Below are 22,976 nucleotides of genomic sequence, written 5' to 3' on the forward strand. Positions count from 1 at the left end.
GGACCGGCAGCCTGCGGTACTTTTGGAGGCGTGCTGCTTTCAGACCGCGACATCCGTGCCGAAATCGACGCCGAGCGCATCCGGCTCGACCCCTACGAGCCCGTGATGGTGCAGCCCTCCAGCGTCGACGTGCGCATCGACCGGTTCTTCCGGCTCTTCGACAACCACAAGTACGCGCACATCGACCCCTCGCAGGAGCAGCCCGAGCTCACCCGCCTCGTCGAGGTGGACCCGGACGAGGCGTTCATCCTCCACCCGGGCGAGTTCGTGCTCGGGTCCACCTACGAGACCGTGACGCTGCCCGAGGACATCGCGGCGCGGCTCGAAGGGAAGTCGTCCCTCGGGCGGCTCGGGCTCCTGACGCACTCGACCGCCGGGTTCATCGACCCCGGGTTCTCCGGGCACGTGACGCTCGAGCTCTCCAATGTCGCGACCCTGCCGATCAAGCTCTGGCCCGGGATGAAGATCGGCCAGCTGTGCTTCTTCCGGCTCTCCTCGGCCGCCGAGCACCCCTACGGCTCCGGAGACTACGGCAACCGGTACCAGGGCCAGCGCGGCCCGACCGCCTCGCGGAGCTACCTGAACTTCCACCGGACGCGGATATAGCGCCTTACCTCGCGTGGCGTCCCTGCTCGCGAAATGTTGGGTCGAGCACGGTTGGGCGCGGCGGCACCGTGCTCAAGCCAGCATTTGAGCGCGTGAGCGGGCTCCCGCGCGGAGGGCTTCCAGGCGGTGGAGGCGCGAGCCCACGAGTGCCGCGACTCCGCCCCATCCACGCCGGCGGACGTCGGCACCGGAGACGATGAGCTGGTCCCACGCCAGATCCCCGACCACCCGGTTGCGCCAATTGTCCAAGGCCTGCTGTTCCGCGGTCCGGTGGTGCTCGCCGTCGTACTGGATGGCGAACCTCAGTGCCACGAACGCCTGATCGGGCCATGCGACTGCCCGGCCCATCGGGTCCCTGATCACATAGTTCAAGGTCGGCTCCGGCAGGCCTGCCTCGACGAGGGCGAGCCGGAGCAGCGTCTCCGGGACGGAGTCCGCTCCGACGCGCACCAGTCCTGATGCCCGGCGGGCCGCCGGCAGCCCCCGGACGCGCCGCTGCGCGGACACGTACCCGCGCAGCCGCTCGAGCGGGACCCAGGGCTCCCGCGGGGCGGGGAAACCGGGCGGGTGCGCGCAGACGAGGTAGTCGCCGATCGCGACCACCTGCTCGAACGGCAGCACGCCAGCGAGGTCCAACCAGGTGCGCTCGCGTGAGGTGACCAGTACGCCGTCGATCGTCACGACGTCCCGGGCCGCGAGGCGCATCCTGTGGCACGCGACCCCGGGGCGGGTGCTGCCGGGCGTTTCTAGGGGTCGGGTCACATGCAGTGTCTGGTCCCGCTCGGCGTCGAGTGGAAGCGGGAATCCCCAGATCTTCGCTGCCGTGATGAAGCTGGCCACGGCATCCGGCAGGAGGGCCTGCAGCGGGCGGACCACGGCCGCCGCACCCATCGCGGCACCCCACGGGACCCGCACGCCCCGGGTCGGGGCCACGAGGTCCGAGGCCCGAAGCCGCCCCCGGCCGATGCCGAGCATCGCCGCCTCAGCGACAGTGAAGGAGCGTGCCGAGAGTTCGGGCGGGAGCGGCCGGCGGACGTTCATGCTTGCCATCGTCGTCGGTGCCCGGCGCCTCACGTCGGTTATCCACAGGCTAAGGGCCGGAGGGCCTGCGAAATGTTGAGTGGTGCACGGTCCGGCGGCCGCGCACCGTGCTCACGTCAACATTTCCCGGGGGGGGAAGGGGGGGAAGGGGGGAAGGGGAGGGGGAAGGGGAGGGGGCTCAGATGGCCTGGCCGTAGAACCACTCGATGTGCTCGCGCACGAGCCGGGCGGAGCGCTCGCCGTCGCGCGCCTCGACGGCCTCGAAGATGCCCCGGTGCTGTGCGCGCAGCGTGTCCACGGCCTCGGCCCAGCCCCCGCGGCGCTCCACGGCATCGTCGATGTAGCCGCGGATGGCCTCGCGCATCGACTCCATCATGGTGCTCACCACGACGTTCCCGGCCAGGGTGCTGAGGGCCACGTGGAACTGGGAGTCGAGGAGGGTGAAGACCTGGGACGGCAGCGCGTCGTCGTCCATCGCCTCGAGGAGGCGGCGGGCGTCGTCGAGCTGCTCGGGGCTCCACGCGGCGGAGGCCGCGTGCTCGAGCGACCACGTCTCCATCATGATGCGCGCCTCGACCACGTCCTTGACCGGCAGGTGGTGGCTGGCCACATGCATGCGCAGGGCCACCCCGAGGGCGGAGGACGGGTCCGAGACCACGATCGTGCCGGAATTGGGCCCGGACCCGGTGGCGGAGCGGACCACGCCCATGACCTCGAGGGAGCGGATCGCGTCGCGGACTGACGCGCGCGAGATGCCGAACTGCTCCGCGAGGGCACGCTCGCCGGGCAGCCGGTCGCCGAGCTTGAGCTCGCCGGAGCGGAGGCTGTCCTCGATGTGGCGCAGCACGGCGTCATGGGCGCGGCCGGTGGCGGATTCAGACATGGACCCATCTTGCCGCACGCGGCACGCGTGGACGGACGACGCCGGCCCCCGCCCGCGGCGCGTCGGGCGCCGGGGCGGGGGCTCGCCGTCGTGGAGCGCAGGCTACGGGAGCATCCACCCGAGCACCGGGGTCGACTGCAGGAACACGAGCGTGCACAGCACGAGCAGCAGCCCGAGGCTCCACCACAGCACCTTGCGCAGGATCGTGGACTCCTGCCCGTCCATCCCCACCGAGGTCGCGGCGATCGCGAGGTTCTGCGGGCTGATGAGCTTGCCGACCACGCCGCCGGCCGTGTTGGCCGCGACGAGCAGGTCCGGGTTGATGCCGGCGGCGTGCCCTGCGGTCTGCTGCAGCTTGGCGAAGAGGGCGTTGGAGGACGTGTCCGAGCCCGTCACGGCCGTGCCGATCCAGCCGAGGATGGGGGAGAGGAAGGCGAACGCCGCGCCGGTGCCCGCGAGCCACGTGCCGATCGCGACCGTCTGGCCGGAGAGGTTCATGACGTAGGCGAGGGCGAGGACGAGCATGATCGTCAGGGCCGCGAACCGCATCTTCACGGCCGTCCGCCACAGCTCGCCGAGCGCGCCGGCGACGGTCACCCGGTAGCGGCCGCCGCCGTCGTTGAACGAGTAGACGGCCGCGACGGCCAGCCCGCACAGGAACAGGAGGGTCCCGGGGCTCGAGAGCCACTGGAAGCTGTAGACGGTCGAGGACAGCGGCTTGCCGTCGGCCGCCACCACGGCCGAGTGCAGGACCGGCCACGGGAGCGCGATGTTGGTGGAGGCGAGGGCCTTGGGCAGGTCCACGCCGAGCCGCCAGAGGTTGGCGGCGCCGAAGACCACCACGACCAGCAGGTACGGGAAGAGCGCGAGCCACACGCGGGGAGCGGAGAGGGCCTTCTCCGTGGCACCCGGGCCGGCCATCGCCGGGCGGACGCCGCCGAGGCGGGCGCGGGCGGCCTCGGCGCCGCGCGGCGTCCAGACCCGCAGGAACAGGATGGCCACGCCGAGGCCGACGAGGGAGGCGACGACGTCGGTGAGCTCGTAGGAGAAGTAGTTGGAGCAGAGGAACTGGGCGAGCCCGAACGTGACGCCGGTGACGAGGGCCGGGGCCCAGGCGTCGCGCAGGCCGCGCCAGCCGTCCACGATCAGCAGCAGGAGCAGGGGGACGGCGAACGCCAGGAGCGGGGTCTGCCGGCCCACGATGGCGCCGATGTGCGCGGCCGGGATGCCGGTGAGGCTCCCCGCGGTGGTGATCGGGATGGCGATCGCGCCGAACGCGACGGGCGCGGTGTTGGCCACGAGGACGGTGGCGGCGGCCCGGAGCGGCTTGATCCCGATGGCCATGAGCATGGTCGCCGTGATCGCCACCGGGGCGCCGAAGCCTGCGAGGGCCTCCATGAGGCCGCCGAAGCAGAAGGCGATGAGGACGGCCTGGATGCGCACGTCCCCGCCGCCGATCCGGTCGAAGATGCGCCGCAGGTCCTCGAACCGGCCCGAGACGACGGTGACCTGGTACAGCCACACCGCCATGAGGACGATCCAGAAGACGGGGAACGCGCCGAACACGGCGCCCTGGCTCGCGGCAAGCCCGGCCAGGCCCAGGGGCATGCGGTAGGCGGCGACGGCGACGACGAGGGCCGCGAGCAGCGCGAACGCGCCCGCCACATGGGCCTTGGTCCGCACCACCGCGAGCAGCACGAAGAAGACGACGAGGGGGATGAGGCCGATCAGGGCTGAGACGGCGACGCTGCCGGCCACCGGATCGGTCACGGGGGTGAAGGTCATACGGGCTCCCTGCGGGCGTGGCGGCCCGGGAGGCCCCGGTGCCGGTGTGGTCAGACCGTCGTGGTCCGACCACGTAACCTAGCACACACTTTTGGGCTTGTGACAAGGGGCACAGGTGTGGTGCTATGGTCAGACCACATCTCGGGAGGACTTCTATGACCACGCGAACGACGCCGGGCTCCCGCCCCCGCCCCGCAGGCGGCACCGCGCGCCGGGGTGCTGCAGCGGCCGACGCCGCCCCCGGGACCGGGCACGCCCTCGCCGCCGAGCTCGCGGACCTCCTCGGCCCCGAGGCCGTCACGACGCGCCCGCTCGACCTGCACGCGAAGGCCCACGACGCCTCGCACTACCTGCTCGTCCCGAGCGTCGTCGCCGCTCCGCGCAGCGCCGCGGACGTGGCCGGCCTCCTCGCGGCCGCCGCCCGGCACGCCACGCCGGTGACGTTCCGCTCGGGCGGGACGAGCCTGTCCGGGCAGGCCCTCACCGCCGGGGTCCTCGCCGACACGCGGCGGAACTTCGCCGGCATCGAGGTCCTCGACGGCGGTGGCCGCGTGCGTGTCCAGCCCGGCGCGACCGTCCGCGCGGTCAATGCCCGTCTCGCCCGCCACCGCCGCGCGCTCGGCCCCGACCCGGCGAGCGAGATCGCGTGCACGGTGGGCGGCGTGGTGGCCAACAACTCCTCCGGCATGCACTGCGGCACCGAGGCCAACACCTACCGGACCCTGACGTCGATGACGTTCGTGCTGCCCTCGGGGACGGTCCTCGACTCCGCCGACCCCGCGGCGTCGGCCGTCTTCGCCGCCCGTGAGCCCGAGCTGCACGAGGGGCTCCTCCGGCTGCGGAGGCGCATCCTCGCCTCGCCCGACTCGGTGGCGCGGATCCGGCACCAGTTCTCGATGAAGAACACGATGGGCTACGGCCTCAACGCGTTCCTCGACTTCGAGGACCCTCTCGACATCTTCGTGCACCTCGTCATCGGCTCGGAGGGGACCCTCGCGTTCGTGGCCGAGGCGGTGTTCGCCACGGTCGAGGTGAAGCCGCACGTCGCCGCGGGCCTGCTCGTGTTCCCCGGCGTGAGCGCCGCCGCGGCCGCGGTGCCCGAGCTCGTCGCCGCCGGCGCGGACACGGCCGAGCTCATGGACGCGGTCTCGCTGCGGGTCTCGGCACGCCTGCCCGACTGCCCCGAGGAGATCCGCGCCCTCGACGTCCCCGATCCGGCCGCCCTGCTCGTCGAGTTCACCGCGGGCACCGCCGAGGAGCTCGCGGACCGCGCGGCGTCCTCGGCGGCGCTGTTCGCGGGCCTGGGCCTGGCCCTGCCGGTGGAGATGACCCGGGACCCGCGCGAGCGCGCCGCGCTGTGGAAGGTCCGCAAGGGGCTGTACTCGACCGTGGCGAGCGCGCGCCCGTCCGGCACGAGCCAGCTGCTCGAGGACATCGCGGTCCCCGTCCCGGCCCTCGCCGAGGCCTCCCGCGACCTCGCCGGCCTCCTCGCCCAGCACGGCTATGCGGATCCGGTGATCTTCGGCCATGCGAAGGACGGCAACCTGCACTTCATGCTCAACGAGGACTTCGGCAGCGGGGACACCCGCCGCTACGAGGACTTCACCGAGGACCTCGTGGAGCTCGTGCTCGGCGCCTGCGGGACGCTCAAGGCCGAGCACGGGACCGGCCGGATCATGGCCCCGTACGTGCGCCGGCAGTACGGCGACGAGCTGTACGAGGTCATGCAGGAGATCAAGCGCCTGGCGGACCCGCGCGGCGTCCTCAACCCCGGCGCCGTCCTCTCCGACGACCCCCGCTCCTACCTGGACCACCTCAAGGTCACCCCGACGGTCGAGGAGGAGGTGGACCGCTGCGTCGAGTGCGGCTACTGCGAGCCCGTGTGCCCGTCCCGCTCGCTCACCCTCACGCCGCGCCAGCGGATCACCCTCCGCCGGGACGCCGAGCAGGCCCGCGCCGAGGGCAACGAGGAGCTCGCCCGGCAGATCATGGACGGCTACGACTACTCCGGCGTCTCCACGTGCGCCGTGGACGGCATGTGCGGCACGGCCTGCCCGGTGGGCATCAACACCGGCGACCTCGTCCGCCGGCTGCGCGCCGACGCGGCGGGGCCCGTCGAGTCCGCGGCCTGGCACGCCGCGGCGCGCGGCTGGGGTGCGGCCTCCCGTGCCGGCGGGGCCGCCCTGAGCGTCGCGAAGGCGTTGCCGTCCGCCCCGATCGAGGGCGCTGCCGCGCTGGTGCGGAAGCTCCTCGGCGAGGGCATCCCGGCGTACGACGGCGGGCTCCCCGGCGGCGGCTCCGCGCGTCCCCGGCGGCGGGACGACGCCGCGGAGGCCGTGCTGTTCGCCGCGTGCATCGGCACGATGTTCGGCCCCGAGGCCGGCGGCCACCCCGGCGGCGCGTCCGGGGCGTTCCTCGACGTGTGCGACCGCGCGGGCGTCCGCCTGCGCACCCCGGAGGGGCTGGGCTCGATGTGCTGCGGCACGCCCTGGAAGTCCAAGGGCATGACGGCCGGGTGGGAGCACATGCGCGCGACCGTGGTCCCCGCGCTCGTGGAGGCGAGCGAGGGTGGGCGCCTGCCGATCGTCGTGGACGCCTCCTCGTGCGCCGAGGGGCTCGCGGTCATGCTGCGCTCGGCGGCCGAGGCCGGGTCGGCGCCCGCGGCGCTGAGGGTCATGGATGCGGTCGAGTTCGCCGCGGGGCTGCTGCCGCGCCTGCCGGTGGGCCGGCGGATCCCGTCCGTGGCGCTCCACCCGACCTGCTCGGGCACGATCGCCCGGACCACGCCGCAGCTCGCGGCGATCGCCGCCCACGTCGCCGACGAGGTCTTCACGCCGGCCGAGGCCGGGTGCTGCGCGTTCGCCGGGGACCGCGGGCTCCTGCACCCCGAGCTCACCGCCTCGGCCACCGCGCCCGAGGCCGGCGGGATCGCCGAGGCCGAGCGGGCACGGGGCGGCCGGTTCGCCGAGTACGCGTCGAGCAACCGCACGTGCGAGATCGGGCTGGCCCGCGCCACCGAGCGCCCCTACCGGCACATCCTCGAGCTCCTCGCCGAGGCGACGCGGCCCTGATCCTCCGGTTCCCGGTCCTGCGGGCGGCCGCCGCCTCGTCATAGTGTGGTGTGACCCGCCACACGTCGCTATAGTATGGTCAGACCACACGGCCGGGCGCTCGCCGCCGCGGCCCAGAGAGGACACGCATGAGAATCGCGCTCTTCGCGACCTGCATCGTCGACGCGATGTACCCGCGGGTCGCCCAGGCCACCGTGGAGATCCTGGAGCGGCTGGGGCACGAGGTCGTGTTCCCCGCCGGCCAGGCGTGCTGCGGCCAGATGCACGTGAACTCGGGCTACTTCCCCGAGGCACTGCCCGTCGTCGCCAACCACGTCCGCACCTTCGAGTCCGGCTTCGACACCGGGGAGTACGAGGTGGCCGTCGCGCCGTCGGGCTCGTGCGTGGCCTCGGTCAAGCACCAGCACGCCCTGGTGGCGGACTGGGCCGTCGAGCACGGGGTCAAGGGCGCGGACGGCACCCTCGCCGCCCGGGCAGACGCGGTCGGGGCCCGCACCTACGAGCTCGCCCAGCTCCTCACGGACGTCCTCGGCGTGGCCGACGCGGCCGCGCAGCTCGGCTCCTACCTCCCGGGCACGATCACGTACCACCCCTCGTGCCACGGCATGCGCCTGCTCCACCTCGGCGACCGGCAGCGCTCGCTGCTCGCCTCGGTCGAGGGCCTTGAGGTCGTGGACCTCCCCGAGGCCGAGCAGTGCTGCGGCTTCGGCGGCACCTTCTCGATCAAGAACGCGGACGTCTCCTCCGCGATGCTCGCGGACAAGGTCGCGAACATCTGCGGCACCGGCGCGGGCGCCTGCGCGGGCGGCGACGCCTCCTGCCTCATGCACATCGGCGGCGGCCTCCACCGCGAGAAGCGCACGACGCCGTCCGGCCGCCCCGTGCGGACCGTCCACCTCGCCGAGGTGCTCGCCTCCACGCGCGAGAAGCCCCTCACCATCGACGGCGAGCTCGCGCTCGCCGGGACCCCCGGAGGTGCCCGATGAGCACGGTGTCCCTTGGCATGCCGGCCCTGCCGCCCCGCGGCTTCGGCAACATCTCCGAGACCGAGCCGTTCCCGAGCTACGCGCGCCGCGAGCTGCAGAACGACCAGCTGCGCGCGAACCTGCGCCACGCGACCCACACCATCCGGGACAAGCGCCTGCGCGTGGTCTCCGAGCTGCCAGACTGGGAGGAGCTGCGGGAGGCCGGGTCCGCGATCAAGGCCGAGGCGATGGAGCGCCTGCCCGAGCTGCTGGCCCAGTTCGAGGAGCAGTTCACGGCGCGCGGCGGCACCGTCCACTGGGCCCGCGACGCGGCCGAGGCCAATCGGATCGTCGAGGGCCTCGTGCGCGCCACCGGCTCGAGCGAGGTGGTCAAGGTCAAGTCCATGGCCACCCAGGAGATCGGGCTCAACGAGTACCTCGAGGAGCGCGGCATCGCGGCCTTCGAGACGGACCTCGCCGAGCTCATCGTCCAGCTCGGCCACGACAAGCCCTCGCACATCCTGGTCCCCGCGATCCACCGCAACCGCACCGAGATCCGCGACATCTTCCTGCGCGAGATGCCCGGCGTGGACCCGGAGCTGACGGACGAGCCGCGCAGGCTCGCCATGGCCGCCCGCGCGCACCTGCGCCGCAAGTTCCTCTCGGCGAAGGTGGCCATCTCCGGGGCCAACTTCGGCATCGCCGAGACCGGCACCCTCGGCGTGGTCGAGTCCGAGGGCAACGGGCGCATGTGCCTGACCCTGCCCGAGACGCTCATCACCGTCATGGGGATCGAGAAGGTCCTCCCGCGGGCCGAGGACCTGGGGGTCTTCATGCAGCTGCTCCCGCGCTCCTCGACCGGGGAGCGCATGAACCCGTACACCTCCCTCTGGACCGGTTCGACGCCCGGCGACGGACCGAAGGACGTGCACGTGGTGCTGCTGGACAACGGCCGCACCCGGGCGCTCGCCGACCGCCACGGACGCTCTGCCCTGCACTGCATCCGCTGCTCGGCCTGCATGAATGTGTGCCCGGTGTACGAGCGGGCCGGCGGCCACGCCTACGGGTCCACCTACCCGGGGCCGATCGGCGCGATCCTCTCGCCGCTGCTCACCGGCGTCGAGGCCGAGGAGAACAAGTCCCTGCCGTACGCCTCCTCGCTGTGCGGGGCGTGCTTCGACGCGTGCCCGGTGAAGATCAACATCCCCGAGATCCTCGTGCACCTGCGCGGCGAGGACGTCGAGGCCCGGCGCTCGAGGCCGGGCGCGCGGCGCCTGCCCTCGCAGTTCGACCTCGCCATGGCGGGGGCGTCCTGGGCGATGTCCGACGGCGCGCGCATGGGCCTGCTCGAGCGCGGGCTCCCGCTCGGGAAGGCCGCGGCGGGCCGTGACGGGGTGATCTCGAAGCTGCCCGGCCTCGGCGCCGGCTGGACGCAGAGCCGCGACATCCCGGCCCCGCCCGCGGAGTCCTTCCGGGCCCAGTGGGCCAAGCGCGCGAAGAACTCGGCTGACCCACACGGCATCAAGGAAGGGGAGGGCAAGTGAGCGCCCGCGACGACATCCTGGCCAGGATCCACGCCGCCCTCGGCACCGACATCACCCCGGGGGAGCGCGAGGTCGGGGCTTCGGCGCCCGGAGCGGGCTACCGCGCGACGTCGGGCCGTACCGAGGACGAGCTCGTCGACCTCCTCGTCGACCGGCTCGAGGACTACAAGGCCCGGGTCGAGGTCGTGGCGGCGGCGGAGCTGGCCGAGGCCATCAGGACCCGGCTCGAGGGCAAGACCTTCGTGGCTCCCGCCGGGCTCCCGGCCGATTGGCTCCACCCGAGCCTCGCCGACCGGAGGGCCACCGACTCGCGTGAGGAGCCGCTCGGTGTCGACCGTCTCGATGCGATCGGCGCCGTGGTGACGGGGTCTGCGGTGAGCATTGCGGAGACCGGCACGATCGTGCTGGACGGGTCCCCGGACCAGGGGCGGCGCGCGATCTCGCTCGTGCCGGACCACCACGTGTGCGTGGTGCCGGTCGAGACGATCGTGGGGATCGTGCCGGAGGGCTTCGCACGGCTCGACGTCACGCGCCCGCTCACGCTCATCTCCGGTCCGAGCGCCACGAGCGACATCGAGCTCGAGCGCGTCGAGGGAGTCCACGGGCCCCGGACGCTGGACGTGCTGATCGTCCGCTAGGCCCGATCTCGCGCGCTCGCGCGGTAACCACGTGTTCTTGCGCGGTGACCACGCGGTCAGGGGGCCGTGCGCTGCCGCTCAACGACCTCGGCCAGCTCGGCGAGCCGCGCCGCCCGCGCCTCCTCGGCCGGCGTGAACGGCACGCCCGGGCGGATGAGCACGAGCGGCGCGTCCCACGGCGTGGGCACCTTGAGCACGGTCCGGGCGGCGTGCCAGGCATCGGGCAGCGCCTTCTCGGCCGGGACGCGCTGGGCCGAAAGGAGCTCGGCGGCGGCGTACGGCAGCTCGGCGGGCGCGGCCGCGACCTGGGCGGCGAGCGAGAGCGCCCGCGTGGGCGCGTCGGCCAGGGCCAGCGGGGTGGTGGGCCAGACCCGGGTCCCCGCCCCGCCGCCGTCCGCGAGCGCGTCCAGCAGGTCTGCCTCGGTCAGGCCGCCGGGCGCCGAGAGCACGAGCTCGTCCACCACCCCGCCGCGCACGGGCTGGGCCTGGATCGAGAGGATGTTCACCCCGAGCCCGGCCAGCGCATGCGTGAGGTGCTCGAGCGCCCCGGGCGTGTCCGCCAGCGTGGCCCGGGCGCGCCACAGCGCGGGCGCGAGCCCCAGCTCGCGCCGCCGCCGCAGCGCCGGGGCGTGCAGCCACGACCGGAACAGCCGCCGCACGCCGGGCTCCGCGACCCAGATGACGAGCGCGGTCGAGACCACCGCCAGCAGCACCACCTGCACAGCGAGCGGCCAGTGCGTGCCGACCAGGAGCGCATTGGCCCCGAGCTCGATCGGCAGCGTGGCCGCGACGCTCGCGAGCATGAGCCTCAGCTTGGTCGGCTCCGGGTACCGGCCGCACACGTCGCAGGCCAGCTCGGACGGAGGGGGCGTGTGCGTGAAGATGCTCATGCCCCCATCCAAGCCCGGCGGTGTTTCGCACCGGTTGCGGGGGCGTTTAAGTCCGACGCCGCGCGCTCCCCTCAGGCGGTCCGGCCCGCCCGGGCGAGGGGCCGGCGTCGTGCGCCGCGCGGGCGGGAATGCTCAGGAAGGCGCCTCCGCGGCCTTGCGGGCGCCCGAGCGGCGGACCGCCCTGACGACCGGCTCGACGAAGCGCGCCGCGAGGGGCCCGAGGACTGCCATGAGGAGCACGTAGGCGGTCGCGAGGGCCGCGAGCTCGTCGTTGACCGCGCCGGCGGTGACCGCGAGGCCAGCGATCACGATCGAGAATTCGCCGCGCGCAATGAGCGCGGCGCCTGCGCGCGCCCGCCCCGGCACGGCCACCCCGGCGCGGGCGGCGGCCCACCAGCCCGTCACGAACTTCGTCGCGGCGGTGACCACGGCGAGCAGCAGGGCCCACCCGAGCACGGGCGGGATGGTGGTCGGGTCCGTGTTGAGGCCGAACGCGACGAAGAAGATCGCGGCGAAGAGGTCCCGCAGAGGCTCGAGCAGGCGGGAGGCGAGGTGCGCCGTCGTGCCCGAGATCGCGATGCCGAGCATGAAGGCGCCCACGGCCGCGGAGACCTGCATCGCCGAGGCCAGCCCCGCCACGAGGAGCGCGAGGCCGAGGACGTTGAGGAGGAAGACCTCCGAGTTCTCGCTGTGGACGGCCTTGGAGACGTGGTGCCCGTGCCGCAGCGCGACCAGGAGGACCACGGTTACGACGACGAGGGAGATCCCCACCGTCTGCAGGCCGCCCAGGAAGCTCACCCCGGCGAGGGTCGCGGTGAGGATCGGCAGATAGATGGCCATGGCGAGGTCCTCGAACACGAGGACCGCGAGGATGGTGGGCGTCTCGCGGTTGCCGAGCCGCCCGAGGTCGGTGATGACCTTGGCCACGATCCCCGAGGACGAGATGTACGTGACGCCGCCCAGGACCAGGGCGCCGACGCCGCCCCAGCCGAGCAGCAGCGCGACCCCGGCCCCGGGCAGCGCGTTCAGCACCAGGTCCATGACACCGGCCTGCCACGAGGTCTTCAGCCCCGTGACGAGCTCCTGCGCCGTGTATTCCAGCCCGAGCATGAGCAGGAGCAGGATGACGCCGATCTCCCCGGACAGGTGGGCGAACTCCCGCACGCCGCCCAGGTCGATGAGGCCTCCGGCGCCGAACGTCAGGCCGCCCACGAGGTAGAAGGGGATCGGGGACATGCCGATCCGTCCGGCGAGGCGCGCCAGCAGGCCCAAGGCGAAGACGACCGCCCCCAGTTCGATCAGCGTCAGTGCGATGGGGTCCATCGCGGCTCAGCCGTTGCGGAGGATCTGAGCCGCCCGGTCGAGGCCCTCCTCGGTGCCGACGGCGACGATGAGGTCGCCCGTGCGGAGCACGGCGTCGGGCCCCGGCGCCGCGAGCACCTCGCCCTCGCGCATGATCGCCACGATCGAGACGTTCGTGCGGGTGCGGACGGCGGCCTTGCCCATGGGCAGGTCGCGGTACGGGGACTCTGCCGCGACGTGGAACTGGCGGGTGGAGATGCCCGGGACCTCGCGGTGCTCCTCGGTGAGCTGCATGACGATCCTCTGGCCGCCGAGCAGGTTGCCGAGGGTGGTCGCCTCGTCGGCGGTCAGGGGGATGCTCGCCTGGCACGTGTCCGGGTCGTCCCACGCGGAGACGATGAGCTCGGTCCCGCCGTCGCGGTGCGTGACGACTCCGAGCCGGCGGCCCGACTGGGTCATGAAGTCCTTGCGGACCCCGAACCCCGGGAGGTCGGTCTCGTCAACGTTCATGGGTCAACTCTAGTGGCCGGTCCGTGCGGGGGCCCGGGGCGGGCAGGGGCCGTCAGCGGAGTTCTGGCCAGCGGGCGCGAGCTGCGGAAGTGCACTTCTCGCGGTGCAGTGCGCCTCCGGCGGACTAGGCGGCGAGAAGTGCACTTCTGCGTGGGCAGTCCGCGGGCGAGAACGCCGACGGCGGCGAGCGGCCGGCGTCGTGCGTGGCGTCAGGCTTCCGGCACCACCGCGGTGGCCACGCGCGCCGGCGGCCGCACGGGCAGGAGCACGAGCAGCCCCGCGAGGAGGACCACCATGATGCCCGCGATGCCCCAGCGCTGGGCCTGCCCGGCGGGGACGAGGGGGGTCGCGATTGTGATGCACACGCTGAACAGGGTGGGCGCGAGGAAGCTCACGGCCCGGCCGGTCGTGGCGTAGAGGCCGAACAGCTCCCCGGCCTCCCCGTCGGGCGCGAGCCGGGCGAGGTACGCCCGGGCGGACGCCTGGGCCGGTCCCACGAACAGGCACAGGAACAGTCCGAAGATCCAGAACGTCAGCGCCCCGGTCCAGGTGAACCCGCCGAGCGCGTACGTGCCGTTGCCGAGCACGAGGATTGCGGCGGCCGCGACGATCAGGCCCACGAGCGAGCCCATGATGACGCGCTTGGGCCCCACGACGTCGTCGAGCACGCCGCCGAGCAGGGCCCCGGCCGCGGCGACCACGTTGCCGAAGATCGCGAAGAAGATCACCTGGGAGAGGGAGAACCCGAACGTCCCGGCGGCGATGACCCCGCCGAACGTGAACACCGCGGCGAGCCCGTCGCGGAACACGGCCGAGGCGGCGAGGAAGTAGATGGTGTGCGGGCTCGTGGCCCAGATCGCCCGGATCCGCCGCCACAGCAGCCCGTAGGAGGCGAAGAGCCCGAGCCGCGCGGCCGGGCGCCGCGGGACCTCGGGGACGGCGAACATCACCGGCAGCGAGAACGCGATGATCCACAGCATCGAGAAGACCGCCACGAGCCGGAGGTTGAGCGAGTCCTGGGTGGAGGCGCCGAACCAGTGGAAGGCGGGCTGGACGAACAGCGCCAGCACCGCCAGGAGCGCCACGATCCCGCCGAAGTACCCGGCGGACCAGCCGATCCCCGAGACCCGGCCGATCGTCGCGGGGCTGGCGATCTGCTCGAGCATCGCGTTGTAGTTCACGCCGGCGAGCTCGCTGAACACGTGGCCCGCGGCGATGAGCGCCGCGCCGTACAGGAGGAACTCGGGCCGCGGGAACGCGAAGAAGCACAGTCCGGTCAGCAGCGCGACCACGCCGGTGTGCACGCCGAGCCAGAGCTTGCGCCGGCCGCCCGCGTCGGAGCGCTGGCCCGAGACCGGGGCGAGCAGCGCGATCCCGAGTCCCGCGACGCCCGGGCACGCGCCCAGCACGGCGGAGCCGTGGTCCTCGCCGCCGAAGGCCTTGGACGTGAGGTAGACGGTGAAGACGAAGGTGGTCATGACGGCGTTGAAGGCCGCGGACCCCCAGTCCCACGCGGCCCAGGCCAGAACCTGCCCCCGCCGCACGGGCGTGGTGTGCCGTTCGAGTTCGGAGACGCCGGACGCCTGCATACCTGAACTCTAGCGGCCGGGCTCGGCCCGATTGATAGACTGGCGCCTCCGAACCCAACTGATGTGCCGCCACACCCAACGTTTGACAATTGAACCTTCAACCGAGCGGAGTCCCTGTGCTGCCAGTCCTCGCCCTGCACTTCACAGTGGCGGCTGGCGCGCCGTGGATCTTCCAGCGGATGGGGCGGGCGGCGTTCTTCCTCCTCGCGGCGGTCCCGGCCGGCTCGCTCGTGTGGCTCGCCCTCCAGGGCCCGTCGGCGTACGACGCCGGCCCGGTCGCCGCCGCCGCGCACGGCGCCGCGGCGGCGTCCCCGGCCCGCGGGATCGTCGAATCCTGGGACTTCGTCCCCACCCTCGGGGTCCAGTTGGCCTTCCGGCTGGACCCGCTCGCCTGGGTCCTGTGCCTGCTCGTGCTCGGGGTGGGTGCGCTCGTCCTGCTCTACTGCGCCCGCTACTTCAAGCGCGGCGACGCGGGCCTGGGCGGCTTCGGCGGGCAGATGCTCGCGTTCGCGGGCGCGATGTTCGGGCTCGTCACGGCGGACGACCTCATTGCCCTGTTCATCTTCTGGGAGCTGACCACGGTCCTCTCCTACCTCCTCATCGGCTACGCGAACGTGCGCCTCTCCGCCCGCCGCTCGGCCCTGCAGGCGCTCGTGGTCACGACCGCCGGGGGCCTGGCCATGCTCGTGGGCCTGATCCTCCTGGGCGAGGCTGCCGGGACGTACCGCATCTCGGCGCTGCTGGAGAAGGCGCCCGCCCTCGTGGCCGACCCGACCACGGCCGTGCCCGTCGCGGCCGGCGCGGTGCTCACGCTCGTGGGCGCGCTGAGCAAGTCGGCCCTCGTGCCATTCCACTTCTGGCTCCCGGCGGCCATGGCCGCCCCCACCCCCGTCTCGGCGTACCTGCACGCGGCCGCGATGGTCAAGGCCGGCGTGTACCTCGTGGCCCGGCTCGCCCCCGCCCTGGCCGCGACCGCATACTGGCAGCCGGTGGTCCTCGCCTTCGGGCTCGCGACCATGCTGTTGGGCGGGTACCGGTCGCTGCGCCAGCACGACATCAAGCTCATCCTCGCGTTCGGCACCGTGAGCCAGCTCGGATTCATGATCGCCGTCGTGGGCCTCGGCACGCCCTCGGCGGCGCTGGCCGGGCTCGCCATGGTCGTGGCCCACGCGCTGTTCAAGGCCGCCCTGTTCCTCGTGGTCGGGATCATCGACCACCAGACCGGCACCCGCGACCTGCGCCGCCTCTCGGGCGTGTTCGGCCGCTCCCGCGCCCTCGCCGCGGCGGGGACCCTCGCCGCGGCGTCGATGGCCGGGCTGCCGCTGTTCGGCGGGTTCGTGGCCAAGGAGGCCATCTTCGACGCCTTCGCGCACACGCCCCTGCCGGCCGGGTGGGAGGCCGTCCTCCTCGTCGGCTTCGCCCTCGGTTCGGCGCTGACCGTGGCCTACAGCGCCCGGTTCGTGTGGGGGGCGTTCGCGCGCAAGCCGGGGGTGGCGGACACTCCCTTCACCCCCATCACCCCGCTGTTCGCCCTCGCCCCGGCGCTCCTTGCGCTCGCCGGCCTCGTGTACGGCCTGTGGCCCGCCCCGGTGGGCGCGTGGGCGGCCCCGTATGCGGCGTCCGTGGCGGCAGGTGCCGCCGCGGCGCACGACGCCGGCCCCTCGCCCGCGCCGCTGCCGCACCTCGCGGCGTGGCACGGCATCGGCCTGCCCCTGGCCCTCTCGGCGGCCGGGTGGATCCTCGGCGCTGCCCTGTTCGCACGGCGGGACGCCGTGGGCCGCGCCCAGGCCCGCGCGAACGTGCCGGCGGACGCCGAGCGCGGCTACCGGGCCCTCATCGGCGCGGTGGACCAGGCGGCCATCTGGGTCACGGGCCGGACCCAGCGCGGTTCCCTCTTCTTCTACCTGGCCGTGATCCTCGCCGTGGCCGCGATCGTGCCGCTCTCGGTGCTCCTGACCGGCGGGGTGCCCCTGCCCCCGCCCGAGCGCGTCACGCTCGTGGACCCTGGCTCGCCGCTCATTCCGGTGATCGGGGCCGCGATCGCCGTCGGCGCGCTCGCGGCGGTGCGGGCCAACAAGCGCTTCCTCGCGGTCCTCATGGTCTCCATCACCGGGTACGGCATCGCGCTCATCTTCGCGCTGCAGGGCGCCCCGGACCTCGCCGTGACGCAGATGCTGGTCGAGACGATCGTGCTCGTGGCGTTCGTCCTGGGCCTGCGCAGCCTGCCCCCGCAGCTGCGGGACCGCACGGGCGGCCGGTACCGCGCGGCGCGCATCGTCATCGCCGCCGCGTTCGGCACCGCCATGGTGCTCGCGGGGCTCGCGGCCATGGGCGCGCGGGTCGTCGAGCCCATCTCGCTGCAGTTCCCCGACCTCGCCTACAGCGGCGGGGGCGGCCTGAACATCGTCAACGTCACCCTCGTGGACCTGCGGGCGTGGGACACGTTCGGCGAGATCTCGGTCCTCGCGCTCGCCGCGACCGGGATCGCGAGCCTGATCTTCATCCGGCACCGCGGACGCGCCCTCACGGCGACCGCGGACGTGCCCACGGGCAGCATCGGCCGCGTGCGCGGCGTCGAGGCGCGTTCCCGCGGAGCGGCCGAGCTCGCCGTGGCCCGCACGTTCGCCACGGTGGAGCGCGACCCCTGGCTCGTGGCCGGGCGCACGCTCGCCCCCGAGCGCCGCTCGATCATCTTCGAGGTCGTCACCCGGCTCCTCTTCCACTCCATGATCGTCTTCTCGGTGTACCTGCTCCTGGCCGGGCACAACTTCCCGGGCGGCGGGTTCGCCGGCGGCCTCGTCGCCGGGCTCGCGCTCACCGTCCGATACCTCGCGGGGGGCCGCTTCGAGCTGCACGAGGCCGCACCGGTCAGCCCGGGCGCAGTCCTCGGAATCGGCCTGGCCACGGCGGCGCTCTCCGCGGCCGTTCCGCTCGCGGCCGGCGCAGAGGTCTTCCAGAGCGCCATCCTGACGATCTGGCTCCCGGTCTTCGGTGACGTGAAGTTCGTGACCTCGACGATCTTCGACGTCGGCGTGTACCTCGTGGTCGTGGGGCTCGTGATCGATGTGCTGCGCAGCCTCGGCTCGGGCATCGACGAGCAGATCGAGGCCGCCGCGAAGGCCGAGGCCCGCAGGAGCAAGGCCGAGTGCGAGGGGGCCGCGCGATGACCGTCAACCTCACCCTGGCCATCCTCGCCGGGCTCCTCTTCGCCACGGGCATCTACCTGCTGCTCGAGCGCTCCCTTACCCGCGTGCTCCTCGGGCTCATGCTGCTGACCAACGGCGCCAACGTCCTGCTGCTGGCCACCGGCGGCGGCGCCGGACTCGCCCCGCTCGTCACCAGGGGCACCTCCGCGGCCGCCTACAGCGACCCGCTCCCGCAGGCCCTGATCCTCACCTCGATCGTCATCTCGTTCGCCGTGACCGCGTTCCTGCTCGCCCTCGTCTACCGGACGTGGCAGCTGGGCCGCGCCGACGTCGTCGCGGACGACCTCGAGGACCGCCGGGTCGCCGCCCAGCCCAGCTGGGACGCCGAGGACGACGCCGACGTCCCCGACGACCCGTCCGAGTTCCCGAGCCCAGAGGCCGCGGCGGCCGCCGACCAGGCGGTCCTCTCCGCGCCCGATCCCCGGTCCCATGCCCTCCAGCGGAAGGAGGCGGAGCGGGAGTGAACATCGCCAGCCTGGCGCCGCTCGCCGTCGTCCTCCCCATCTTCGGGGCCGCCCTCGCCTTCGTGCTCCTGCGCCAGGAGCGCGCCCAGCGGACGGTCACGATCTCCGTCCTCGCCCTCACCCTGGTCCTCGAGTGCGTGCTCCTCGCGTCCGTGTGGGACGGGGGCACCTCGGCCGTGACGATCGGCGGGTGGCTGCCGCCGTTCGGCATCACCATGGTCGTGGACCAGTTCTCCTCGCTCATGCTCGTCATCTCGACGACGGTGAGCCTCGCCGTGCTCGTGTACGCCACCGGGCAGGGCATGGCGGACGGGGACAAGGACGGGCCCATCTCCGTCTTCCACCCCAGCTACATGATCCTCGTCGCGGGCGTCTCCAACGCGTTCCTCGCGGGCGACCTGTTCAACCTCTACGTCGGCTTCGAGATCCTCCTGACCGCCAGCTACGTGCTCATGACCCTCGGCGGCACCGGGCCCCGCATCCGCGCTGGCGTCACCTACGTGGTGGTCAGCGTCGTGTCCTCGCTGCTGTTCCTCATCGCGATCGCCATGGTCTACGGCGCGACGGGCACGGTGAACATGGCCGACCTCGCGGTCAAGCTCGGCCAGCTCGACCCCGGCACGCGGACGCTCCTGCACTCGATGCTGCTCGTGGCCTTCGGGATCAAGGCGGCCGTGTTCCCGCTGTCCTTCTGGCTGCCGGACTCCTACCCGACGGCGCCCGCGCCCGTGACGGCGGTGTTCGCGGGCCTGCTGACCAAGGTCGGCGTGTACGCGATCATCCGCACCGAGACGCTGCTGTTCCCCGGGGACACGCTCAACGCCCCGCTCATGGTCGTGGCCCTGGCCACGATGGTGGTGGGCATCCTCGGCGCGATCGCCCAGACGGACATCAAGAGGCTGCTGTCCTTCACCCTCGTCAGCCACATCGGCTACATGGTCTTCGGCACGGCCCTGAGCTCGGTCCTCGGGCTTGCCGCCGCGGTGTACTACGTGGTGCACCACATCACGGTCCAGACATCCCTCTTCCTCGTGGCCGGGCTCGTGGAGCGGCGCGCCGGCTCGTCCTCGATCGACCGGCTCGGCGGCCTGGCGAAGCTCTCGCCCCTGCTGGCCCTGCTGTACTTCCTGCCGGCCATGAACCTCTCCGGCATCCCGCCCCTGTCCGGGTTCCTCGGCAAGCTGGGCCTCCTGCAGGCCGGTGTGCAGCAGGGGACGCCCCTCGCGCTCGTGCTCGTGGCGGCCGGCGTCGTGGTGAGCCTGCTGACCCTGCTGGCCATGGCCCGGGTGTGGAGCCGCGCCTTCTGGCGCCGGCCCGAGGACGCGGAGGCGCCGGACCGGGCGCTGCTGGCCCCCGCCGCGGCGAACGCCCTGCCGAAGTCGATGGTGGGCGCGACGGCGGGGCTCGTCGCCGTGGGGCTCGCCCTGACCGTCTTCGCCGGCCCGCTGTTCCGGCTCAGCGCGCAGTCCGCGCAGGAGATGCTGGACCGCACCGGGTACATCTCCGCGGTCCTCGGCACCGATGCGGCGGCCGCCGCCCACACCCAGGCCACGGTGGGGGGCCGTCGATGAGCCGGCCCAGGACCTCGCTGCGCACCGAACTGCCGCTGCTCGCATGGCTCGTGCTCGTGTGGGGTGCCCTCTGGCAGGACTTCTCGCCCGGGAACCTGGTCTTCGGCGTGATCGTGGCGCTCGTCGTGACGCGCCTGTTCTACCTGCCGCCGGTGGAGCTGAGCGGCCGGTTCAACGTGCTCCACGCCGCCCGGTACGCGGTCGTGTTCGTGGGGCAGGTCATCGCGGCGAGCGTGCAGCTGCTCTGGCTCGCCGTGGCCAAGGGGCCGCGGGTGCGCAGCGCCGTGGTCGCCGTGCCGCTGCGCAGCCACGCGGACCTCATGGTCACGGCCACCGGCCACGTGATCTCGCTCGTGCCGGGCTCGCTCGTGGTCGACGTCGACCGCGCGAACGCGACGCTCTACGTGCACTACGTCGACGTCGAGGACGCGGCCGGTGCGGAGCGGGTGCGCCGCGAGGTGCTGGCCGCCGAGGCCGAGCTGATCCGCATCATGGGCACCAAGGAGGAACTCGCACTCGTGACGGAGGAGGCGCACCTGGACCGCATGCTCGCTGCCGAGAAGGGCGAGGGGGGCCTGGGATGACCGGGGCCGCCGCGCAGATCATGCCCGGGGTGCTCGCGGTCTGCAGCGTGCTGCTGTCCCTCGCCGGCTTCGGCGCGATCCTGCGGATGATCAAGGGCCCGGCGCTGCTGGACCGCGTCCTCGCGGCCGACGTGCTCCTTGTGGTCGTGGCCAGCGCGCTCCTGCTCGACATGGCCGCCAACCGGCACACGAACCACCTCGCCCTCGTCGCGGGCATCACGCTGATCGGCTTCATCGGCTCCGTCACCGTGGCCCGCTTCGTGCAGGAGAGGAGGCGTCCGTGAGCCCCGACGCCCTCGACGCCGTGCTCACCTGGGCGGCGGCCGTGCTCATGGTCCTCGGATCGGCGCTGTCCCTCGCCGCCGCGATCGGGCTCCTGCGCTTCCCCGACCTGCTCACGCGCATGCACGCCGCGACCAAGCCGCAGGTGCTCGGCTCCCTCCTGCTGCTCACGGCCGTGGGGCTGCAGTGGCGGGCGTGGGCCCTCGTGCCGCTGCTCGCCGTCGCGTGGATCTTCCAGCTGCTGACGGCGCCGGTCTCGGCCCACATGGTCGGCCGGGCCGGCTACCGGACCAAGCACTACGACCGGAGGAACCTCTCCGTCGACGAGCTCGAGGACGTCGTGGCCCGGGTCGAACGGGAGCACGACTCCGACGGCGGCGCCCCCTAGCCCCTCCCGTCTGGGAGTCACCTTCTGAAGGGCAGCTTCTGGGAGTCACCTTCTGAAGGTCAGCTTCTGGGAGTCACCTTCTGCGGGTCACCTTCTGAAGGTCAGGTTCTGGGAGTCAGCTCCTGTGGCTCACCTTGTGAAGGTCAGCTTCTGGGAGTCACCTTCTGAAGGTCAGTTTCTGTGGGGCAGCTTCTGCGGGTTGCGGGGGCGCTTCCCGGTGCTGATGGCGCGCGCAGCGTGAGGCGGCCCGGGCGCACGACGGCGGGCGGCCGGCGTCGTGCGCGTCCGTCGCCTGGCCGCGGGCTCGCCAGCGGCCGGTGGAACCGACCGGCTTTCGGTGGGAGACCATCCCGACACGCCGCTGCGCCGGACGACACGCCGCAGGGAGGGGCCAAAGCCGGTCGGAATCGCTCGCAGGAGCTGACTCCCAGAAGCTGCCCCACAGGAGCTGACTCCCAGGAGCTGCCCCACAGGAGCTGCCCCTCAGAAGAGCGCGTGCCCCAGGGAGGGGGCGGGGCTCAGGTGAGCTCGGGAGTCTTCTTGAAGTTGGCGATGGCGCGCTGCGTGTAGCGCTGGGTGAGGGTCTGGATCACGGCGCCGACCCCGGCGGAGACGAGGGCGAACACGAGCGTGTCCCGCAGGCTCTCCTCGAGGTTGGTCGCGTCCTTGGGCGGGGCGCTCCCGGTGCTCTTCTCCCAGACGAAGTCGACGAGCTTGGTGGCCACGATCCCGGCGCCGATGCTGATGGCGGTCCCGAGGAGCTTGATGAGGATGCTCATGGTGGCCAGCCTAACGTGCGCGGGGCCGGCCGCCCCGGGTTTCGGCCGTCACGGCGGGCGCAGGGCGCGCCGGAACGCGTAGACTGGGCGCACAAACGACAGGGGAGCGTCGCCCCCGCGCTGGCACTGCAGCCGGGCGGGAGCACAGGGCGCTGAGAGTGCGGGACACCGCAGACCCTCGAACCTGCTCCGGCTAGTACCGGCGAAGGGAGTCGAGTTCTCAAGGCAGCAGAGGCTGCCCTCCCCTCCTGAGGCACAGGAGGACACTCAATGTCTGGAACCACCCGCAACGCACCCACCAAGGCCACCTACAGCTGGCGGGTCGTCGACATCGTCGTGGCCGCGGTCGTCTCCGTGGCCTGCGGCGTCATCTTCTGGCTCTGGGACCAGGGCTACGTGGGCGTGCAGGCCGCCACGGCGGCATTCGCCCCGCTCGGCGGGATCTACGCCGGCGGCTGGGTGATCGCCGGCGTGCTCGGCGGCCTGATCATCCGCAAGCCCGGCGCGGCACTGTTCTGCGAGATCCTCGCGGCCGTGGTCGAGGCGCTGCTGGGCTCGCAGTTCGGCCTCGCCGTGCTGCTCTCCGGCCTGGTCCAGGGCGCCGGCGCCGAGGTCGCGTTCGCGGCCTTCCGCTACCGCCGCTGGAACCTCGGCGTCTCGCTGCTGGCCGGCGCCCTCTCCGGGCTCGCGCTCGGCGTGTCCGAGGTGATCATCTACTTCCCCGAGTGGGAGTTCGGCTGGCAGGCCGTGTACACGGTCCTCGCCGTCATCTCCGGCGCCGTCATCGCGGGCCTGCTTAGCTGGCTCGCCGTGCGGGGCCTGGCCCGGACGGGGGCGCTCTCGGCGTTCGCGGCGGGCCGCGCGGCGGACGTCTGAGC

20 protein-coding genes and 1 riboswitch are annotated in these 22,976 nt (G+C 73.0%); of the genes, 12 read left to right on the plus strand and 8 right to left on the minus strand.

Annotated features, from left to right (window positions below; translation table 11 throughout):
* Positions 1 to 30 precede the first annotated feature (30 nt).
* Positions 31 to 606 carry a dCTP deaminase gene (dcd, locus tag ACVWWH_RS17755; protein WP_066500585.1) on the plus strand — a complete coding sequence of 192 codons (576 nt, stop codon included), beginning with the start codon at positions 31 to 33 and terminating at the stop codon, positions 604 to 606.
* Between the two features lie 72 nt (positions 607 to 678).
* On the opposite strand, the gene ACVWWH_RS17760 is transcribed toward dcd, so the two are convergent.
* The 3 genes from ACVWWH_RS17760 to ACVWWH_RS17770 all read right to left on the minus strand — a co-directional run bounded on the left by ACVWWH_RS17760 (position 679) and on the right by ACVWWH_RS17770 (position 4,315).
* On the minus strand, positions 679 to 1,647 hold the full coding sequence (locus tag ACVWWH_RS17760; protein ID WP_457317458.1) for a hypothetical protein: 969 nt from the start codon (positions 1,645 to 1,647) through the stop codon (positions 679 to 681).
* Positions 1,648 to 1,825: 178 nt separating this feature from the next.
* Complete coding sequence (locus ACVWWH_RS17765) at positions 1,826 to 2,530, minus strand: FadR/GntR family transcriptional regulator (RefSeq protein ID WP_066500578.1); 705 nt, start codon at positions 2,528 to 2,530, stop codon at positions 1,826 to 1,828.
* 102 nt (positions 2,531 to 2,632) lie between these two features.
* Positions 2,633 to 4,315, minus strand: a complete 1,683-nt coding sequence (locus tag ACVWWH_RS17770; protein WP_457317459.1) for an L-lactate permease — start codon at positions 4,313 to 4,315, stop codon at positions 2,633 to 2,635.
* 155 nt (positions 4,316 to 4,470) lie between these two features.
* On the opposite strand from ACVWWH_RS17770, the gene ACVWWH_RS17775 reads away from it, so the two are divergent.
* The 4 genes from ACVWWH_RS17775 (at position 4,471) to ACVWWH_RS17790 (ending at position 10,533) form a co-directional block, all read left to right on the plus strand.
* Complete coding sequence (locus ACVWWH_RS17775; RefSeq protein ID WP_457317460.1) at positions 4,471 to 7,386, plus strand: FAD-binding and (Fe-S)-binding domain-containing protein; 2,916 nt, start codon at positions 4,471 to 4,473, stop codon at positions 7,384 to 7,386.
* Positions 7,387 to 7,514: 128 nt separating this feature from the next.
* Positions 7,515 to 8,372 carry a (Fe-S)-binding protein gene (locus ACVWWH_RS17780; protein ID WP_457317461.1) on the plus strand — a complete coding sequence of 286 codons (858 nt, stop codon included), beginning with the start codon at positions 7,515 to 7,517 and terminating at the stop codon, positions 8,370 to 8,372.
* Positions 8,369 to 9,895 (plus strand): lactate utilization protein B, encoded by a 1,527-nt coding sequence (locus ACVWWH_RS17785; RefSeq protein WP_457317462.1) that lies wholly within the window; start codon positions 8,369 to 8,371, stop codon positions 9,893 to 9,895. Before ACVWWH_RS17780 ends, ACVWWH_RS17785 begins: the two co-directional genes overlap by 4 nt.
* Positions 9,892 to 10,533 (plus strand): LutC/YkgG family protein, encoded by a 642-nt coding sequence (locus ACVWWH_RS17790; RefSeq protein WP_066500569.1) that lies wholly within the window; start codon positions 9,892 to 9,894, stop codon positions 10,531 to 10,533. Before ACVWWH_RS17785 ends, ACVWWH_RS17790 begins: the two co-directional genes overlap by 4 nt.
* 56 nt (positions 10,534 to 10,589) lie before the next feature.
* Here ACVWWH_RS17790 and ACVWWH_RS17795 read toward each other — a convergent pair whose 3' ends face one another.
* The 4 genes from ACVWWH_RS17795 to ACVWWH_RS17810 form a co-directional block, all read right to left on the minus strand.
* Entirely contained in the window at positions 10,590 to 11,423 is an 834-nt protein-coding gene (locus tag ACVWWH_RS17795; RefSeq protein WP_066500566.1) for an ACT domain-containing protein, read from the minus strand.
* 132 nt (positions 11,424 to 11,555) lie between these two features.
* Positions 11,556 to 12,746 (minus strand): cation:proton antiporter, encoded by a 1,191-nt coding sequence (locus tag ACVWWH_RS17800; RefSeq protein WP_066500563.1) that lies wholly within the window; start codon positions 12,744 to 12,746, stop codon positions 11,556 to 11,558.
* Between the two features lie 6 nt (positions 12,747 to 12,752).
* Entirely contained in the window at positions 12,753 to 13,235 is a 483-nt protein-coding gene (locus tag ACVWWH_RS17805) for a cation:proton antiporter regulatory subunit (protein WP_457317463.1), read from the minus strand.
* Between the two features lie 209 nt (positions 13,236 to 13,444).
* Positions 13,445 to 14,824: an MFS transporter gene (locus ACVWWH_RS17810; protein ID WP_457317464.1), complete on the minus strand. Its 1,380-nt coding sequence runs from the start codon at positions 14,822 to 14,824 to the stop codon at positions 13,445 to 13,447.
* 116 nt (positions 14,825 to 14,940) lie between these two features.
* Here ACVWWH_RS17810 and ACVWWH_RS17815 point away from each other — a divergent pair, with 116 nt between their 5' ends.
* Genes ACVWWH_RS17815 through mnhG form a run of 6 tightly spaced genes read left to right on the plus strand, consistent with a single transcriptional unit; the run spans position 14,941 to position 21,319 of the window.
* Complete coding sequence (locus ACVWWH_RS17815; RefSeq protein WP_457317465.1) at positions 14,941 to 17,991, plus strand: Na+/H+ antiporter subunit A; 3,051 nt, start codon at positions 14,941 to 14,943, stop codon at positions 17,989 to 17,991.
* A complete protein-coding gene (locus ACVWWH_RS17820; protein WP_084249613.1) occupies positions 17,988 to 18,494 on the plus strand; it encodes a Na(+)/H(+) antiporter subunit C in 507 nt (168 codons plus the stop codon). Before ACVWWH_RS17815 ends, ACVWWH_RS17820 begins: the two co-directional genes overlap by 4 nt.
* A complete protein-coding gene (locus tag ACVWWH_RS17825) occupies positions 18,491 to 20,065 on the plus strand; it encodes a Na+/H+ antiporter subunit D (RefSeq protein WP_457317466.1) in 1,575 nt (524 codons plus the stop codon). The genes ACVWWH_RS17820 and ACVWWH_RS17825 overlap by 4 nt, the downstream gene beginning before the upstream one ends.
* Entirely contained in the window at positions 20,062 to 20,649 is a 588-nt protein-coding gene (locus ACVWWH_RS17830; protein ID WP_066500545.1) for a Na+/H+ antiporter subunit E, read from the plus strand. Before ACVWWH_RS17825 ends, ACVWWH_RS17830 begins: the two co-directional genes overlap by 4 nt.
* Before the next feature lie 17 nt (positions 20,650 to 20,666).
* Entirely contained in the window at positions 20,667 to 20,933 is a 267-nt protein-coding gene (locus ACVWWH_RS17835; RefSeq protein WP_066502787.1) for a monovalent cation/H+ antiporter complex subunit F, read from the plus strand.
* On the plus strand, positions 20,930 to 21,319 hold the full coding sequence (gene mnhG, locus ACVWWH_RS17840; protein ID WP_457317467.1) for a monovalent cation/H(+) antiporter subunit G: 390 nt from the start codon (positions 20,930 to 20,932) through the stop codon (positions 21,317 to 21,319). The genes ACVWWH_RS17835 and mnhG overlap by 4 nt, the downstream gene beginning before the upstream one ends.
* A gap of 518 nt (positions 21,320 to 21,837) precedes the next feature.
* On the opposite strand, the gene ACVWWH_RS17845 is transcribed toward mnhG, so the two are convergent.
* On the minus strand, positions 21,838 to 22,098 hold the full coding sequence (locus ACVWWH_RS17845) for a DUF4235 domain-containing protein (RefSeq protein ID WP_066500541.1): 261 nt from the start codon (positions 22,096 to 22,098) through the stop codon (positions 21,838 to 21,840).
* Between the two features lie 90 nt (positions 22,099 to 22,188).
* Positions 22,189 to 22,326, plus strand: a riboswitch (TPP riboswitch).
* Positions 22,327 to 22,368: 42 nt separating this feature from the next.
* On the opposite strand from ACVWWH_RS17845, the gene ACVWWH_RS17850 reads away from it, so the two are divergent.
* On the plus strand, positions 22,369 to 22,974 hold the full coding sequence (locus ACVWWH_RS17850) for an ECF transporter S component (protein WP_066500538.1): 606 nt from the start codon (positions 22,369 to 22,371) through the stop codon (positions 22,972 to 22,974).
* The last annotated feature ends 2 nt before the right edge of the window (positions 22,975 to 22,976 follow it).

Source organism: Sinomonas sp. RB5 (genome assembly GCF_054063535.1).